The 15,864-nt window shown below is 71.1% G+C and carries 12 protein-coding genes; 2 read left to right on the top strand and 10 right to left on the bottom strand.

The window, feature by feature from the left end; genetic code table 11:
- Positions 1–221 precede the first annotated feature (221 nt).
- The 7 genes from BTM25_RS20655 to BTM25_RS20625 form a co-directional block, all read right to left on the bottom strand.
- A complete protein-coding gene (locus BTM25_RS20655) occupies positions 222–1,109 on the bottom strand; it encodes a hypothetical protein (RefSeq protein ID WP_103564457.1) in 888 nt (295 codons plus the stop codon).
- Between the two features lie 242 nt (positions 1,110–1,351).
- Positions 1,352–1,741 (bottom strand): hypothetical protein, encoded by a 390-nt coding sequence (locus tag BTM25_RS20650; RefSeq protein WP_103564456.1) that lies wholly within the window; start codon positions 1,739–1,741, stop codon positions 1,352–1,354.
- Positions 1,742–2,915: 1,174 nt separating this feature from the next.
- The gene (locus BTM25_RS20645; RefSeq protein WP_103564455.1) at positions 2,916–3,380 is read right to left on the bottom strand and encodes a PPOX class F420-dependent oxidoreductase; all 465 of its coding nucleotides are present in this window, start codon (positions 3,378–3,380) and stop codon (positions 2,916–2,918) included.
- Between the two features lie 12 nt (positions 3,381–3,392).
- Positions 3,393–4,241, bottom strand: coding sequence for a helix-turn-helix domain-containing protein (locus tag BTM25_RS20640; protein ID WP_103564454.1), 849 nt, complete (start codon positions 4,239–4,241; stop codon positions 3,393–3,395).
- A 154-nt stretch (positions 4,242–4,395) separates the two neighbouring features.
- The gene (locus tag BTM25_RS20635) at positions 4,396–5,265 is read right to left on the bottom strand and encodes an ABC transporter permease (protein WP_103564773.1); all 870 of its coding nucleotides are present in this window, start codon (positions 5,263–5,265) and stop codon (positions 4,396–4,398) included.
- A 70-nt stretch (positions 5,266–5,335) separates the two neighbouring features.
- Complete coding sequence (locus BTM25_RS20630; RefSeq protein WP_235828506.1) at positions 5,336–7,822, bottom strand: alpha/beta fold hydrolase; 2,487 nt, start codon at positions 7,820–7,822, stop codon at positions 5,336–5,338.
- Between the two features lie 156 nt (positions 7,823–7,978).
- Complete coding sequence (locus BTM25_RS20625) at positions 7,979–8,548, bottom strand: TetR/AcrR family transcriptional regulator (protein WP_103564452.1); 570 nt, start codon at positions 8,546–8,548, stop codon at positions 7,979–7,981.
- An 84-nt stretch (positions 8,549–8,632) separates the two neighbouring features.
- Here BTM25_RS20625 and BTM25_RS30430 point away from each other — a divergent pair, with 84 nt between their 5' ends.
- The gene (locus BTM25_RS30430; protein ID WP_205648166.1) at positions 8,633–10,984 is read left to right on the top strand and encodes an MFS transporter; all 2,352 of its coding nucleotides are present in this window, start codon (positions 8,633–8,635) and stop codon (positions 10,982–10,984) included.
- A 2-nt stretch (positions 10,985–10,986) separates the two neighbouring features.
- Complete coding sequence (locus BTM25_RS20615; RefSeq protein WP_103564451.1) at positions 10,987–11,787, top strand: YceI family protein; 801 nt, start codon at positions 10,987–10,989, stop codon at positions 11,785–11,787.
- Here BTM25_RS20615 and BTM25_RS20610 read toward each other — a convergent pair whose 3' ends face one another.
- The 3 genes from BTM25_RS20610 to BTM25_RS20600 all read right to left on the bottom strand — a co-directional run bounded on the left by BTM25_RS20610 (position 11,788) and on the right by BTM25_RS20600 (position 15,725).
- Entirely contained in the window at positions 11,788–12,507 is a 720-nt protein-coding gene (locus tag BTM25_RS20610) for a SecDF P1 head subdomain-containing protein (protein ID WP_235828505.1), read from the bottom strand.
- Between the two features lie 328 nt (positions 12,508–12,835).
- The gene (locus tag BTM25_RS20605) at positions 12,836–13,891 is read right to left on the bottom strand and encodes a 2-oxoacid:ferredoxin oxidoreductase subunit beta (protein ID WP_103564450.1); all 1,056 of its coding nucleotides are present in this window, start codon (positions 13,889–13,891) and stop codon (positions 12,836–12,838) included.
- Complete coding sequence (locus BTM25_RS20600) at positions 13,884–15,725, bottom strand: 2-oxoacid:acceptor oxidoreductase subunit alpha (RefSeq protein ID WP_103564449.1); 1,842 nt, start codon at positions 15,723–15,725, stop codon at positions 13,884–13,886. Before BTM25_RS20600 ends, BTM25_RS20605 begins: the two co-directional genes overlap by 8 nt.
- Positions 15,726–15,864 lie beyond the last annotated feature (139 nt).

Genomic DNA, 15,864 nt, shown 5'->3' with positions numbered 1-15,864 from the left:
CTGGCAGATCGATGGATAGTGCGTCAATATAACGTCACTGTACCGTGCAGGCGCCCGTTCCGTTGGAGTCGAAGCGTCGTGGCCGCCGCCGAGGGAGCGAACAGAGATCATTATCTGGCCAGTTGGACACTTCGCTCCAATGGGAAGACGGACTTTGAGCGGCTTGGTCGTGCGTCTCTTCCATCGCCGTGTCCCGGCTCGGCGGGCCGCACGGACGCCGCCTACTCGCCCGCCTGCTTCTGCAAGGCGGCAAGGGCCTCCGTACCGTCTTTCTGGATCTCCCGGATCTGCTGGTAGTGGCTTTGGAAGAAGGCGCGCTGCTGGGCGAGTCGCTGCTTGTCCTCTTCAGCGATGACGGGTTTGGCGCAACGTACGTACACCGGTGCCCAGCGCCGGTCCACGGCTTGCCCGGCTTGCGCGTCCTTCGTATTGGCCGCCTCACCGGTCACCCAGTTGAGGAAGCCGCCGAGCCCGCCGCTGGCGCCTGGCCGGTTCATCGGCCAGGAAGGGACCCCCGCACGCTGCACACAGGCCCGGAAATCATTGGCGAGCTTGGAGACCGCAGGCGACAGCTCGATTTGTGAAGCAATGCGCTGCCACTGGTCGACCGTTGGCCCAGCGGTGCGATCGAAGGCGTTGAAGGACTTGGTCCCCTCGTTGGTGCAACGTTGGAGCACCGCCTTGTAGCCGGCTTGCTGTTTGGCCGGGCCGGCGGCGTGAATGTTTATCGCGGGATTCAGGTATCCCGTCCGCGTCATGCGGTCCAGGTCGGGGAAGCCGACGTTATCGAAGTCGCTGGCGATGGCGTCCGATTTCGATGTGACCGGGACGTCGAACCCGTGTTTGGCCATGCATTTACTGACGATGATCTCCGTGTAGTTCTTTCTGGTGCCGTTGAACTGTGCTCCGATCTTGAACTGTGCATTATTCGCCGGAAAATAGGCGTAAAGCACTTCGGTGCCTGATTTGGTGCTGGTATCGGGGCTGCCCTTGCTCTTTCCCGGTTCTTCTTTCGAGGCGGTGCCCCCGCCGCAGGCGCTGAGCAGTCCGGTGAGTGCCGCGGACATCAGGAGAAGCTCGAGTGATCGGCGCGGGATGAGCATGGGCATGTCGGTGATTCGCCTGTTCTGTGTGACGTGGGGTGGGGCTGTCGAAGCGGATGGTTGCCTGGTCGACGTGGTGATGACTTCCCGAGCCTGCCGATTGGTCTCGTGGGTGCGGGCGGATGGGCGAGACGCCGTCCGGGCGTGCGCTGCGGGCGTTGCGAACATCCTCAACGCCCGCAGCGCGTTCACTGTCCACCGGATCGCTCGGCGGGCCTTGCGGAGAAGGTCCGCCGAGCGAGTCTCGGTCAGTAGTTGATGTGGACGGTCCTGATGTAGCTCGACGAGTTGTCGATGTAGAACTTGACGCCGGTGTTCACGTTGGTGAGCGGTACGGCGTTGTACTCACTCGGACTGTGGCCGCCACTGGCCAGGTACCTGAAGCCCTTGCTCCCGAGCTGCCAGTAGGACCCGTTCCAGTAGTAGCCGCCGTAGGAATCCGACGCGCTGACCCAGGTGATGTTGACGTCATGGCACCCGGGGGGCTGCTTGGTGAAGGTGATGGTGGGGGTGGTGTCGCTCCCGTAGACGCCGCAATACCCACCGGCGGTCGCGTTCGCCGCGCCCTGGCCCGCGGTGACGGCGACCGCGGCGAGTGCCGCGGTCGCCGCACCGGTGGCGGCTAAGCGCAGCCCCATAGCTACCTTGTTCACGTCGATCCTTTCCTTCGCTCCATGCCCGAGCCTGGATGGTCGGGCTTTCATGGAGGCGGGCTAAGTATTTACGCCTTGAGTCTATAGAAGCAACTAGTCATGTTGATGGCCGATTCTTGCAAGTGTGGAATAGGTAGTTGCGGACTCGGTGTTCCGGTGGTAGACGGGCGCGGTGGAGTCGACTTTGGTGATCAAGTATTAATTTGGAGCGGTCCATCCTCTCTGGTCTGGTGCAATGTAATGGTCGCCGTCGTTGTCGATCGGTTGGGAACCGGGGTCTGGCAGGCTTCTGGGCCCCGGTTGTGGGGGCGACCGCGTGGTCGATCGGCCGATATTATTCGCCGGCGTGGGAGTGCTGTCCCATCCTGGTCATCTCGGTGGCAGGATCCTGTGGCAAGTCCTGAACGGCAGGTTGGGGGTCGTCCATCCCTTGGTTCGTCGCATGGGCAGCCTCGTTCCTGCCGACGTGAATCGATGTCGACCGGACTTGGACGGCTTGATATTTACTTCCGGGAACTATCTGCCGGAAAGCTGTGGCGAACCGTGATGATTCGATTGCCGTGCGTGATTTATGTGTTCAGTGCGGTTGGGATACTTGAGTGCGACGAGGCGTTCCGTCAATCCGTTCGTGCTTCGGCGGCTTCGTATAGATGGCTCGGCCGGCGCGAGGAGTCGGCGGTCATTCTCAGTAGCCTCGGAACGGCGGACGGTCGTGCCGCGAAGCGGCGCCGGTGGAGGATTCACCCAAGTATGACGGCGGTATCGCTGACGGACAGTGCGCTCACCGATCGGCTACGTAGCCGGTTGGCGGCCATCGGGAGACGCACGACCACCTCTTAGATGGTTCACGAAAACGAACCCTTTCCTGCACATCGAGGACCGGTGAACCGGGTTGATCCGCGCGCTATATCCGTCTGTGCCCATGCCTGCGGAGAGGGAGAAGAACGGGTCTTCCGGATGAATCAGCTGTCCACGGCCTGGATGATCGTCCCGTCGAGTCGTGTGATCCCGGGGACGTACCGGCCCGTGCCGGTCCGACCTTGAAATCTTTCGTGCCCAGCGTCGGTTTCAACGCTTCGACCTTGCTTGCCCTTGTCGACGGGAGAGAAGAACACGGGTTCGTTGATCGTTCGATGGGACAGGTGAGAGGCGGGCTTGGTCAGTCATTGGCAAGGCGGGCGGGGAAGCCGCCGGTGGCGATGGGGCCCCAGCGGTCGATGTGGATGCGCAGCAGGGACTTGCCCTGGCGTCGCATGGCGGCCCGGTAGTCGTCCCAGTCGGGGTGCTCGCCGGAGATCGCGCGGTAGTACTCGACCAGGCCGTCCAGGGCCTCGGGCATGTCGAGCACCTCGGCGCGCCCGTCCACCTGGACGTACGGGCCGTCCCAGTCGTCGGACAGCACGCAGATCGACACGTTCGGCTCGCGCCGGGCGTTCACGATCTTGGCGCGCTCGGGGTAGGTGGACACGACGATCTGGCCCGCCGGAGTCAGCCCGCACGTCACGGGGGAGAGCTGCGGGCGTCCGTCGGAGCGGACGGTGGCGAGCAGCCCCCGGTGGCGCGGACGGACGAAGTCCAGCAGTTCCGACAATTCCACCTTGTCGGCGGTGGCCGTCTTCGGCATGGGTCAGTCTCCCTACTTCGCGTGGTCCCGTGCGGGTGCCGTGGCGTAGCTGCCGAGAAGCGCGAGCGCCTGCTCGTCTCGGCTGCCCGGCTCGGCGTGGTAAACGATCAGATGCTGGCCCTCGGCGCCGCCGACGGTCAGGTTCTCGAAGCGCAACGACAGCTCGCCCACCACCGGGTGGACGAAATGCTTGATCTCGGCGCGCTTCGCCCGCACGTCGTGACGCGTCCAGAGCTCGGCGAACTCGGGGCTCGTGAGCGACAGCTCGCCGACCAGTTCGGCCAGGAGCGGGTCGTCCGGATCGGTGTTCTCGGCGCGCAGAGCGGCGATGCAGCCTTCGGCGGTCTTGTCCCAGTCGCGGTAGAACATCCGGGCCTCGGGCGTGCGGAAGACGGCCCGCAGGACGTTCGTCTCCTCGCCCAGCCAACTGAACAGCGCCTCGCCGAGCGTGTTGGCGGCGAGGACGTCCATGCGGCGCCCGAGCACCAGCGCGGGCGTGGTGGGCCAGGCGTCCAGCAGCGCGACGAGCCCCGGCGACGCGTACTCCCGCCGCGCGGCCCGCCCCGGCCGCCGGACCGGTCCGGGCTCCGCGAGGTCGCGCAGGTAGGCGGCGGCCTCGTCCTCCAGCAGCAGCGCGCGGGCCAGCGCCTCGACGACCTGCGCGGACGGATGCCGGTCCCGTCCCTGCTCCAACCGGACGTAGTAGTCGGTGCTGACACCGGCCAGCAGCGCGACCTCCTCCCGCCGCAACCCCGGCGTGCGGCGCGTCCCGGCGGGCATCCCGTGCGCCTCGGGCCGCACCAGCGCCCGCCGCGCCCGCAGGAACTCGCCCAGCCGGGGAACGTCCCCACGCTCCGCCATGCGCTCCGCCTCCGTACTCGACCGTCGTCCACCCTAGGAAACCCGGGCGAGTGCTGGGTGGCCCCCGCACACCCACGTAGCGACTATCGCGCTGATCGCCGAGCGGTACGGGCAACGGTCGCGTGACGCGTCCGGGGGCCTCCGGCCGGGATGGTCAGGAGGTGATGTCGCGGGTGCGGAAGCGGCGGACGGCCAGGGCCAGGAAGAGCAGGGCGTAGGTGAGGGAGAGGGACGCGCCTTTCGCCATGCCCGTCCAGACGATGTCGGGTTGCAGGACGTCCATCCACGCGTACATCCAGTGGGTGGGGAGGAAGTCGCGCCAGGAGCCGAGGGCGGTGACCGCGTCGAGGATGTTGCTGACGATCACCAGGCCGACCGCGCCGCCGACCGCGCCCAGGGGCGAGTCCGTTGTCACCGAGAGCAGGAAGGCCAGGGCGGCTACGACCAGTTGGCTGATCAGCGCGTAGGCCACGATCAGGGCCATCCGGTTGAGGGCCGGGCCGGTGGCGAGCGTGCGGCCGGTGAGGAGGGTGGCCGGGCCCCAGCCGAAGGCGACCGTGCCGGCCAGCAGGGACATTGCGGGGAGCGTTATTACGGCGGCTGTCGCGTAGGCCAGGGCTACGGTGAGTTTCTGGCGGAGCAGGCGGACGCGGGGGACGGGTGCCGCCAGCAGATAGCGCAGCGACGACCAGCCCGCCTCGCTCGCAACGGTGTCGCCGCAGAACAGGGCCACCGCGACGACCAGCAGGAAGCCGGACGAGACGAACAGGGCGAACAGGGCGAAGTTCAGGGCGCTCGTCGTCGCGACGTCGACCAGGCCGGGGGCGTTGTTGTCCGGGCCGGGGTCGCCGCCCAGCTTGAACGCGAGCACCAGGATCCACGGCAGGACGAGCAGGATCCCGAACGTCACCAGCGTGCGCCGCCGCCGGAACTGCCGGACGGCCTCCACCCGCAGCGGCAGCGTCCGGCGCGGGTCGTAGCCGGGGGCGCTTCCGTCCCGGCCGGGCGGCCTGGGGGGTGGCATGCCTTCGGCTGTGCTCGGAACGGCGATGTCGGTCATTTCGCCTCCCGGCGGCTGGTCGGGACGGCCGTGTTCATCGTGCCTCTCCGATGATCTCCAGGAAGGCGTCCTCCAGGCGGCGGCCCGTGCCGGTCAGTTCGGCGACCGGCCCCGCCGCGACCCGGCGGCCCGCCGTCATGACGACCGCGTGCGTGCAGGTCTGCTCGACCTCGGCCAGCAGATGGCTCGACACGATCACCGTCCGGCCCGCCGCCGCGTAGCGCTGGAGCACCTCGCGCATCTCGCGGATCTGCGGCGGGTCCAGCCCGTTGGTCGGCTCGTCCAGGACGAGCAGGTCCGGCAGGCCCAGCATCGCCTGCGCGATGGCCAGCCGCTGCCGCATCCCCTGCGAGTAGGTGCGGACGGCGCGGTCCAGCGCGGGGCCGAGGCCGGCGATCTCCAGCGCCTCGTCCAGGTGCGCGTCAGAGGCCGGACGGCCCGTCGCGCGCCAGTACAGGTCCAGGTTGTCGCGGCCGGTCAGGTGCGGCAGGAAGCCCGGCCCCTCCACGAACGAGCCGAGCCGCGACAGCACCGGCGCGCCCGGCGCGACGCGGTGGCCGAAGATCCGGATCTCGCCGGCGTCGGGACGGATCAGGCCCATCAGCATGCGCAGGCTCGTCGTCTTCCCTGCGCCGTTCGGGCCGAGCAGCCCGAGGACCTGGCCCTTCTCGACGCGGAAGGACAGGTCCGCGACGGCCAGGTGCCCGTTCTTGTACGCCTTGGTGAGCCCGGTGATCTCCAGCGGGACGTCCGCCAGCGCCGGGTCGAACGACGCGCGGCGCCGCACCCGGCCGGTCAGCAGCACCCCGGCGGCGAGGGCGGCCGCCGCGCCGGGCAGCACCCACACCCACGCCGGGACGCCGGGCGCCGGGGCGCGCAGCGCGGGCACGGTCGGGACGGTCAGCGGCGACACCGCCGAGACCTGGTACGCGGCGGGCGCGGACGGCGTCGCGAAGCCCATGTCGGTCGTCGCGATCACCACGCGCAGCCGGTGCCCCCGCTCGAACGCGTGGTCCATCGCGGGCAGCGTCACGGTCGCCTCGCGGGCGCCGTCGCCGCCCGGCACCCGGAAGGGCGCCGCGATCCGCCAGGCGGGGGTGGCCGCGCTGGTCGGCGCGACGTCGTAGAGCTTGGCGAACAGCGGCGCGTCGCGCGGCCCGGTCACCCGCAGCCGGACGGTCGCGGACCCGGTGATCCGCACGGGCGACGAGAGCGGCGGAGTGTCGAACGTCGCGGCTTGCCCCGGCATGTCCACCGGGAGGCGGCCCGACAGTGCGCCGCCGCCGAGGCCGTCCAGCGCGCCGAGCGCCCCGAGGCCGGGCAGCGCGGAGATCGACGCGGGGGAGCCGCCCGCCGGGTTGCGGATCGTCTGTACGCGTCCGGCCAACGGCAGGGTGCGCGGCGTGGCGCGCAGGCCCGGGTAGCGGGGCGCGGACGCGGCCTCCACGACGGTCCGGGCGGTGGAGGAGTCGATCCCGCCCGTCCGCGTGACCGTGAACCCGTCCCCGTCACCGGACGCGCCGCGCAGCCAGTGGTCGAAGAAGTCCCGGACGCGGCCCTCGACCCGTCCGGTCTCCGGATCGCCGCCGTCGTGCCCGCCGAGGTACCAGAGCACCGACACCGGCGCGCCGGTCGCGGCGATCTGGCGGGCGTTGGCGTCGGCCTGGTCGAGCGGGAACAGCGAGTCGGTCTGGCCCTGGACGAGCAGCGTCGGCACCCGGATCCGCCCCGGATACGCCGCCGGGCTCGACCGGCGCAGCGTCGCGACGACCCCGGGATCGGCCCGTCCCGATGCGGCCGCCTTCTGGTACTGCGCGCACAGCGACGGCAGGAACCGGCCGCACGCGCTGTCCCCGGCGCCGCTGGTGAAGAACAGCCCGGCCCACATCTTCTTGAACACCCCGGCATTCGCGTCCCCGCCCGCCGCGAAGTCCGGGAACAGCGCGCCTGCGAGGTCGTTCCAGGTGATGCGCGGCGCGAGGGCGTCCACGCGCGGGTCGAACGCGGCGGTGAGCAGCGCGATCGCCCCTCCGTAGGACTCGCCCGACATCCCCATGTGCGGGTCGCCCGGACGGTCCAGCCGCACCTCGGGACGGGCGGCGAGCCAGTCGATGAGCCGCCGGGCGTCCTTGACCTCGTAGTCCGGCGAGTTCAGCGCGATCTCGCCGGTGGACGCGCCGAACCCGCGCGCCGACCAGGTCAGCACCGCGTACCCGGCGCGGGCGAGCCGTTCGGCCTCGCCGCGCACGTCGTCCTTGGTGCCGCCGAACCCGTGGCCGAGCAGCACGGCGGGGAACCGGCCGCCCCGCGCGGGCGTGTAGAAGGTGGCGTCGAGCGTGACGCGCTGGTCGTCGTGCGGCCCGTCCACGACCGCGATGCGCTGAACGAGCCGCCGGACCGGCGGGTCGCCGCCCGCCGCGCCGAACGCCAGCCCGGACGCCGCGAGCAGCACGGCGACGGCGGCGAGCGCACCCCACCGTGTCGCTCGTCCGGCCTGCCGCCACCGCATCCCGAACCTCATGGACAGCAGACTAGGCGGGCCGCGGAGCGGTCCCCATCGGCCTGCGGTCGGGACTTCGCTTGCGACTGGAACGGTAGGCGCGGCGCCGATGTACGACGCACGGTTGACCTCGGAAGCGACGAAAGGAGGACCTGGCGCCCGCTTTGTCCGACGGTGTCAGAAAAGCGCGGCGGTGAACATCGCGGTCAGCCGCCGGGCCAGGTCCGCCGGGTCGTCCTGGAGCACGTCGATGCCGATGAGCCGCCGCGCCGGCGCCCCGCCCATGACGAGGACGGCCGCCAGCGTCGCCCGCGCCCGCGCGTCCGGCCCGGAGAGCTGCGCGGCGAGCGGTTCGATGACCCGCTCGGTCATGTACTCGCTCAGCACGCGCTGGACCTCCGGGTCGCCGATCGAACGGTCCACGATGCGCGGGAAGCGCGACTGCGGACGGCTGCGCACCTGCCGGACGACGTGCTCGGCCAGCCGGCGCGGCAGCCCGGCGGGGTCGCCCGCGATGGCCTGGGGGAGCGTCGACTCGTCCTCGATCACTTCGGCGAACAGTTGCGCCTTGGTGCCGAAGTACCGGTTGACGAGCGCGGGATTGGCGTCCGCCGCCGTCCCGATCATCCGAAGCGTCACGGTGTCATAGCCCTGCGTCCCGAAGAGGTCGCGTGCGGCGTCGAGGATCCGGCGGCGCGTGGCCTCCCGGTCCCGGCGCGGACGCGCCTGGTGGACGGTGCCTGTCACGTGACGATTATCTCCCCGCTTGCAAGTAAACAATCGGCTACATAATATGTGCAGAACACAGGTAATCGAGTGGGGAGCAGCCGCGTGACGCAGGCGAACACGGAGCGGCCGACGAAGCCGGGGACGGTCCCGGACGCCGCGCCGGAGTACTCGCACCGCCGCATCCTGGAGATCCTCTCCGGGCTGATGATGGCGATGCTGACCGCGATGATCTCGACGTCCGTCGTCGGCACGGCCCTGCCGACGATCGTCGGCGACCTCGGCGGGCAGGATCAGCTCGCGCTGGTCGCGAGCGCGTCGCTGCTGACCATGACGGCGTCCACGCCGTTGTGGGGCAAGCTCTCCGACATCTTCGGACGCAAGCTGACGTTCCAGACGGCCCTGGTGATCTTCGTCATCGCGTCCGTCTGCGCCGGGCTCGCGCAGAACATGGGCGAGCTGATCGCCGCCCGCGCCGTCCAGGGCCTCGGCGTCGGCGGCCTGACCGCGCTCGCGCAGGTCATCCTCGGCGACGTCGTCCCGCCTCGCCAGCGCGGCCGGTACGCCGGGTACATGGGCGCGGTCTTCGGCGTCTCGACCGTCGCCGGGCCGCTGCTCGGCGGGTTCATCGTGGACGCCGACGGCCTCGGCTGGCGCTGGTGCTTCTACGTCTGCGTCCCGCTCGCGGTCGTCGCGTTCCTGGTCATCCAGCGCGTGCTCAAGCTGCCGAAGGTCCGCCGCGACACCCGCGTGGACGTCCTCGGCGCGTTCACCATCACCGGCAGCGCGGCGCTGCTCGTGCTCGTCCTGTCCCTCGGCGGCGACCAGTTCCCCTGGCGGTCGGCCTGGACGTACGGGCTGCTCGGCGCGGCGGTCGTCCTCGCGATCCTCGCGATCGTCGCCGAGCGCATCGCCCGCGACCCGATCCTGCCGCCGCGCCTGTTCCGCAACCGGACGTTCGTGCTGGCGTCCGTCGCGTCCCTGGCCGTCGGCTGCGCGATGTTCGGCGCGATGATCTACCTGCCGCAGTACTTCCAGATCGTCAAGGGCATGAGCCCGACCAAGTCCGGGCTGATGACGCTGCCGATGGTCCTCGCGATGTTCGTGACGTCCACCTTCTCCGGGCAGATCGTGACGCGCCTCGGCCGCTGGAAGGCGTTCCCCGTCGCCGGGCTGGTGCTCGTCGCGACGTCGATGGTCCTGCTGTCGCGGCTGCACGTCGGCACGAGCACGGTCGTCATCGGCGCGGACGTCGCCGTGCTCGGCGCGGGCCTCGGCCTGACGCTCCAGATCCTCATCCTCGCCGCGCAGAATGCCGCCGGGCTGAAGGACCTCGCCGCGACCACGTCCGGCGTCTCCTTCTTCCGCAACCTCGGCGGCTCGATGGGCGTCGCGGCGTTCGGCGCGATCCTCAACAACCGGCTCCGCGACGAGCTGGCGGACGGCCTGCGCTCCCTGCACATCGCCCCGCCGCCGGGCGGCACGAGCCTCGGCTCGCCCGCCGCGATCCGCCATCTGCCCGAACCGTTCCACGGGCTCGTCGTGCACTCCTTCACCGATGCGCTGGAGACGGTGTTCCTCGTGGGCGTCCCCATCGCGCTCGTCGGGTTCCTCGCCGTCCTCGGGCTGAAGGAACTGCCACTGCGCGGCGCGGCCCGGGCCTCCGAGCCGGCCCCCGCGCCCCACGTCGCCCTTCCGCCGGACGGCGCGTCCATCGGCGGGACGGTCCGGGACGCGGACGGAACGCCCATCCCGGACGTCGCGCTCACCCTCATCGACGCCGGCGGACGCCAGCTCGGCCGCGCCGTCACCGGGACGGACGGCGCCTACGCCCTGCCCACCCCCGGCCCCGCCACCTACGTGCTGATCGCCGCGACGTCCGGGCACGAGCCGCAGGCCGCGACCCTCGCCGTCGGCGACCGCCCGGTCGTGTTCGACCTGCTGCTCGCGGGCGGCGGCGGGCTCGCCGGAATCGTCCGGGGACGTGCCGGAACGCCGGTCCCGGCCGCGACCGTCGTCGTCACCGACGTGCGCGGTGAGGTCGTCGGCACCGCCCGCACCGGCCCGGACGGCGCGTACACCGTCACCGACCTCGCCACCGGCGCCTATACCCTCGCCGTCAGCGCCGACGGGCACCGGCCCGCCGCGCTCCCCGTCGAGGTGCGCGGCCGGACCCGCCGCGACGTGGACCTGCCCGACGGCGCGCACCTTGGCGGCACCGTGCGCGGCCCGTCCGGCTCCCCGCTCGGTGACGCGAGTGTCACCCTGCTGGACGGCGCCGGGAACGTCGTCGCCCGCACGCTCACCGGCCCCGACGGCGCCTACGCGTTCACCGACCTCGCCGGCGGCCCGTACACCGTGATCGCCGCCGGTTACCCGCCGGCCGCGACCGCGCTGACCCTGGACGGCGCCGGAACCGACGCGCACGACGTCCGGCTCGCCCACCCGGAGGCCTGAGCATGGATGCGAGACTGCGCGCCGCCGTCCGCACCCGCGACGGCTGGCCCGTGCCGCACGCCGTCCTGACCCTCACCGACCGGGCCGGACGCCAGACCGCCCGCGTCCGCGCCGCCGCCGACGGCGTCACCGCCGCGCCCGCCCCGCCCGCCGGGACCTACACCGCGATCGTCACCGCCCCCGGCTACGCGCCCGCCGCCCGCACCGTGATCGTCACGGCGTCCGGCGGCGACCTCGGCGCGATCGTGCTCGCCCGCGCGGGCGGCGACCTCCCCGCCCCCGGCGCCTGGACGATCGACCCCGACCACTCGACCGTCGCGGCCGTCGCCCGCCACCTCGGGCTGTCCAGCGTCCGGGGACGGTTCGGGACGTTCGCCGGACGCGTCGAGATCGCCGACCCCGTCGAGCACTCGACCGTCCGCGCCCGCATCGAGGCGGCGAGCATCGACACCGGCACCGCGCTCCGCGACGACCATCTGCGCTCCGCCGACTTCCTCAACGTCGCCGAACACCCGTACATCGACTACGCGGGCGACGGGCTGACGCCCGCCGGAACCGACCGCTGGACCGTCCACGGACGACTCACGCTCAACGGCGTCACCCGTCCGGCCGACCTCGACCTCGCCTATCTCGGCGCCGGACCCGACCCGTGGGGCGGCGTCCGCGCCGCGTTCCGCGCCACCACCGCGCTGCGCCGCGCCGACTACGGCATCCGCTACAACCAGATCCTCGAAGCGGGCATCGCGGCCGTCGGTGAGAGCCTCAACGTCGAACTGGAGATCCAGGCCGTCCGGGAGACGTGATCAACTGCCCCGCAACTGCCGCGCCAGCAGCGCCGCCGCCGCGCGGTTCACCGGGCCCGTGATGACGACCTTGCCGTCGGTGATGGGCATGTCCACGCGCGGCGCCGTCACCAGCCGCCCGCCGACGACGAACGCCAGATCACGGCCGACCATCCCGCGCGTCAGCCGCCCGAACGCCGACCGGTCCGCCGCGCGCAGCGTCAGCGCCACGTCGTAGGCCTGGCCCGTCCGGCCCTTCTGGACGTGCAGGTCCGACACCCGCCGGATCGTGATGCCCTGCGCGAGCTGGTAGCACGTCAGGCCCGACACCGACTGGCCCGTCATGCCCTGCGTCCCCGCCGGGCACTGGCCCGCCGTCGTCTGCGTCACCGGATAGATCAGCAACGGGGACGCCAGCACGATCGGCTTGGACTGCATCCGCGCCACGAGGATCCCGCCCGTCACCGCGACCGCCGCGATCAGCAGGACCAGCGTCACCACCATCACCAGCAGCGCCGCCCGGTGCTCGCGCGCCGCCCGCTCGGCGTTCGCCCGGCTCATGCGCGGCGGGCGCACGCCCGCGCGGGCGCGCTTGAGGTCGGCCGCCGCGCGCTGGCGCTGCACCGACCGCTCCCGGCGCCGCGCCGCCTCGTCGCCGGCCGGGGACGGCTCGTCCGCCGGGGACGACGGGTCGCCGGGCAGGGACCGTTCCGGCGCGGGAGCCGCCTTCGGCGTGCCCACCCGCCTGCTCCGCCGCGAACCGACCCGCATCATCACCTCCGTATAACCCAGGGGTAGCGACTCCCCTGGAACCCCCCGCCGGGCGCGCACGCAGCATCCTCGCTCGCAGAGCTCGCTGCGGTGCAGCCTGCGCGCTCGCGTTCTCCCGCGGGAGAACGCGTTCCCCGGCTGAGGTGGGCCGTCAGGGAACGAATCCCCTGATGCCCTTCAAGTACGCGCTCGTCCGGGGACACAACCACATCTGGACGGCCGTCTGCAATTCACCCAGGTGCGCGTCCGGAGCGCGAAAGGCTCCATCCCGGTGCGGGATGGAGCCCTCGCGACTCTGCTAGACGCGCCAGGTGTCGCCGCTGCGGAGCAGCTCGGCCAGGTCGCCGGGGCCCTGCCGCTGCACGGCCTCGTCCACCTGGTCGCGGAACAGCTCGTCGTAGGACGGACGGTCCACGTCGCGGAAGATCCCGATCGGCGTGTGCTCGAACGCCGGGGAGTCCAGCCGCGACAGGGCGAACGCCTGCGACGGGTCGGGGTGGTGCGCGTCGTGGACGGCGATCTCCGCCGGGTCCACGTCGGCGGTCGCCACGACCTCGAACGACCCCGACCGCGTCCGGCGCAGCGCCTTCTGCCCGTCCGCCCCGAACACGATCGGCTGCCCGTGCTCCAGCCGCACCGTGATGTCGTCCCGGACGGCCGGGTCCTTCAGCGGGTCGAACGCGCCGTCGTTGAAGATGTTGCAGTTCTGGTAGATCTCCACCAGCGCGGTGCCCCGGTGCTGCGCCGCCGCCCGCAGCACCGACTGGAGGTGCTTGCGGTCGGAGTCGATCGTCCGGGCGACGAACGTGCCCTCCGCGCCGATCGCCAGCGACAGCGGGTTGAACGGCGCGTCCAGCGAGCCCATCGGCGTCGACTTGGTGATCTTGCCGGTCTCGGACGTGGGCGAGTACTGCCCCTTGGTCAGCCCGTAGATCCGGTTGTTGAACAGCAGGATCTTCAGGTTGACGTTGCGGCGCAGCGCGTGGATCAGGTGGTTGCCGCCGATGGACAGCGCGTCGCCGTCCCCGGTGACGACCCACACCGACAGGTCCGGACGGGACGTCGCCAGCCCCGTCGCGATGGCCGGGGCCCGCCCGTGGATCGAGTGGAACCCATAGGTGTTCATGTAGTACGGGAACCGGGACGAGCACCCGATGCCGGACACGAACGTGATGTTCTCCCGGCGCAGGCCCAGCTCGGGCAGGAACGACTGGACGGCCGCGAGGATCGCGTAGTCCCCGCAACCCGGGCACCAGCGGACTTCCTGGTCGGTCTTGAAATCTTTAAGGCTCTGCTTGCCGTCGGCCTTCGGCACGAGCGACAGCGCGCCGTTCCCGTTCAGAAGCTCAGTCACGGTCGATCACATCCCGCAGCACACCGGCCAGCTCCTCGGACTTGAAGGGCAGGCCGCGCACCTGGTTGTAGCTGATGACGTCGATGAGGAACCGGCCGCGCAGCAGCAGCGCGAGCTGGCCCAGGTTGATCTCGGGCACCACGACACGGTCGTAGGAGCGCAGGACCGGTTCGAGGTTGGCCGGGAACGGGTTGAGATGCCGCAGATGCGCCTGCGCGACGAGCCCGCCCGCCGCGCGCACCTCACGGACGGCGGCCGAGATCGCCCCGAACGTCCCGCCCCAGCCGAGGACGAGCACCCGCGCCGCGCCGGACGGGTCGTCCACCGCGAGCGGCTCGATGTCGGCGGCGATGCCGTCCACCTTGGCCTGCCGCAGCCGCGTCATGCGGTCGTGGTTGGCCGGGTCGTAGGAGATGTTGCCCGAACCGTCCGCCTTCTCCAGGCCGCCGATGCGGTGCTCCAGCCCCGGCGTGCCGGGGACGGCCCACGGCCGCGCCAGCGTCTGCGGGTCGCGCGCGAACGGCTGGAAGTCCTCCTGGTCGGGCGCGGCGAAGCCGGGCTCGATGACCGGGAGCGTGTCCACCTCGGGCAGCTTCCAGGGCTCGGAGCCGTTGGCGAGGTAGCCGTCCGACAGCAGGATGACCGGAGTGCGGTACTTCACCGCGATCCGGGCCGCCTCCAGGGCCGCGTCGAAGCAGTCCGACGGGGACTTCGGCGCGATCACCGGGACCGGCGCCTCGCCGTTGCGGCCGTGCATCGCCTGGAGCAGGTCCGCCTGCTCGGTCTTGGTGGGCATCCCGGTGGACGGCCCGGACCGCTGCACGTCGATGACCAGCAGCGGCAGCTCGGTCGCCACGGCCAGCCCGATCGTCTCGGACTTCAGCGCGATGCCCGGCCCGGACGTCGTCGTCACGCCCAGCGACCCGCCGAACGACGCTCCGAGCGCGGCGCCGACGGCCGCGATCTCGTCCTCGGCCTGGAACGTTCTCACGCCGAACCGCTTGTGCTTGGACAGCTCGTGCAGGATGTCGGACGCCGGCGTGATCGGGTACGACCCGAGGTACACCGGCAGCCCGCTGCGCTGCCCCGCCGCGACGATCCCGTACGCCAAAGCCACGTTCCCGGTGATGTTGCGGTACAGGCCGGGCGCGTGCTCGGCGGGCTTGACCTGGTACTGGACGGAGAACGCCTCCGTCGTCTCGCCGTAATTCCAGCCCGCCTGGAACGCCGCCACGTTCGCCTTCATGATCTCGGGCTTCTTCGCGAACTTCCGTTCGAGAAAGGCGAGCGTCCCCTCGGTGGGACGGTGGTACAGCCAGGACAGAAGGCCGAGCGTGAACATGTTCTTCGCGCGCTCGGCGTCCTTCTTGGAGATCTCGTAGCCGGTGAGGGCGGTCACCGTCATCGAGGTCAGCGGCAGCGCGTGGACGCGGAACTCCGCGAGCGAGCCGTCCTCCACCGGGTCGGCCGCGTAGCCGACCTTGGCGAGGTTGCGCTTGGTGAACTCGTCGGTGTTGACGATCAGGTCCGCCCCGCGGGGGAGGTCCCCGAGGTTGGCCTTGAGGGCGGCCGGGTTCATGGCGACCAGGACGTCCGGGGCGTCGCCCGGTGTGAGGATGTCGTGGTCGGCGAAGTGGAGCTGGAAACTGGACACGCCGGGCAGGGTCCCGGCGGGGGCGCGGATTTCGGCGGGGAAGTTCGGCAGCGTCGACAAGTCGTTGCCGAACGCCGCCGTCTCCTGGGTGAAGCGATCGCCGGTCAGTTGCATGCCGTCGCCGGAGTCGCCGGCGAAGCGGATGATGACGCGGTCGAGCTGCTCGACCTGCTTGGTCACAGAGGAAGACCTCCTCGACGCGCGGCGTCCGTCCCAGGGGAGGCACCCGGGGAACGGACGCTGCTTAGGCTTGCCTTCATGGTATGTCGGGGGACCGGTGGTCTCAGCGGGGAACGGGAGGGCCGGGGGGCCGAAGCGT

The organism is Actinomadura rubteroloni (genome assembly GCF_002911665.1).
Classification (GTDB): domain Bacteria; phylum Actinomycetota; class Actinomycetes; order Streptosporangiales; family Streptosporangiaceae; genus Spirillospora; species Spirillospora rubteroloni.
The sequence above is the reverse complement of the archived record's forward strand: the minus strand, read 5'-3'. Positions and strand labels throughout refer to the sequence as shown.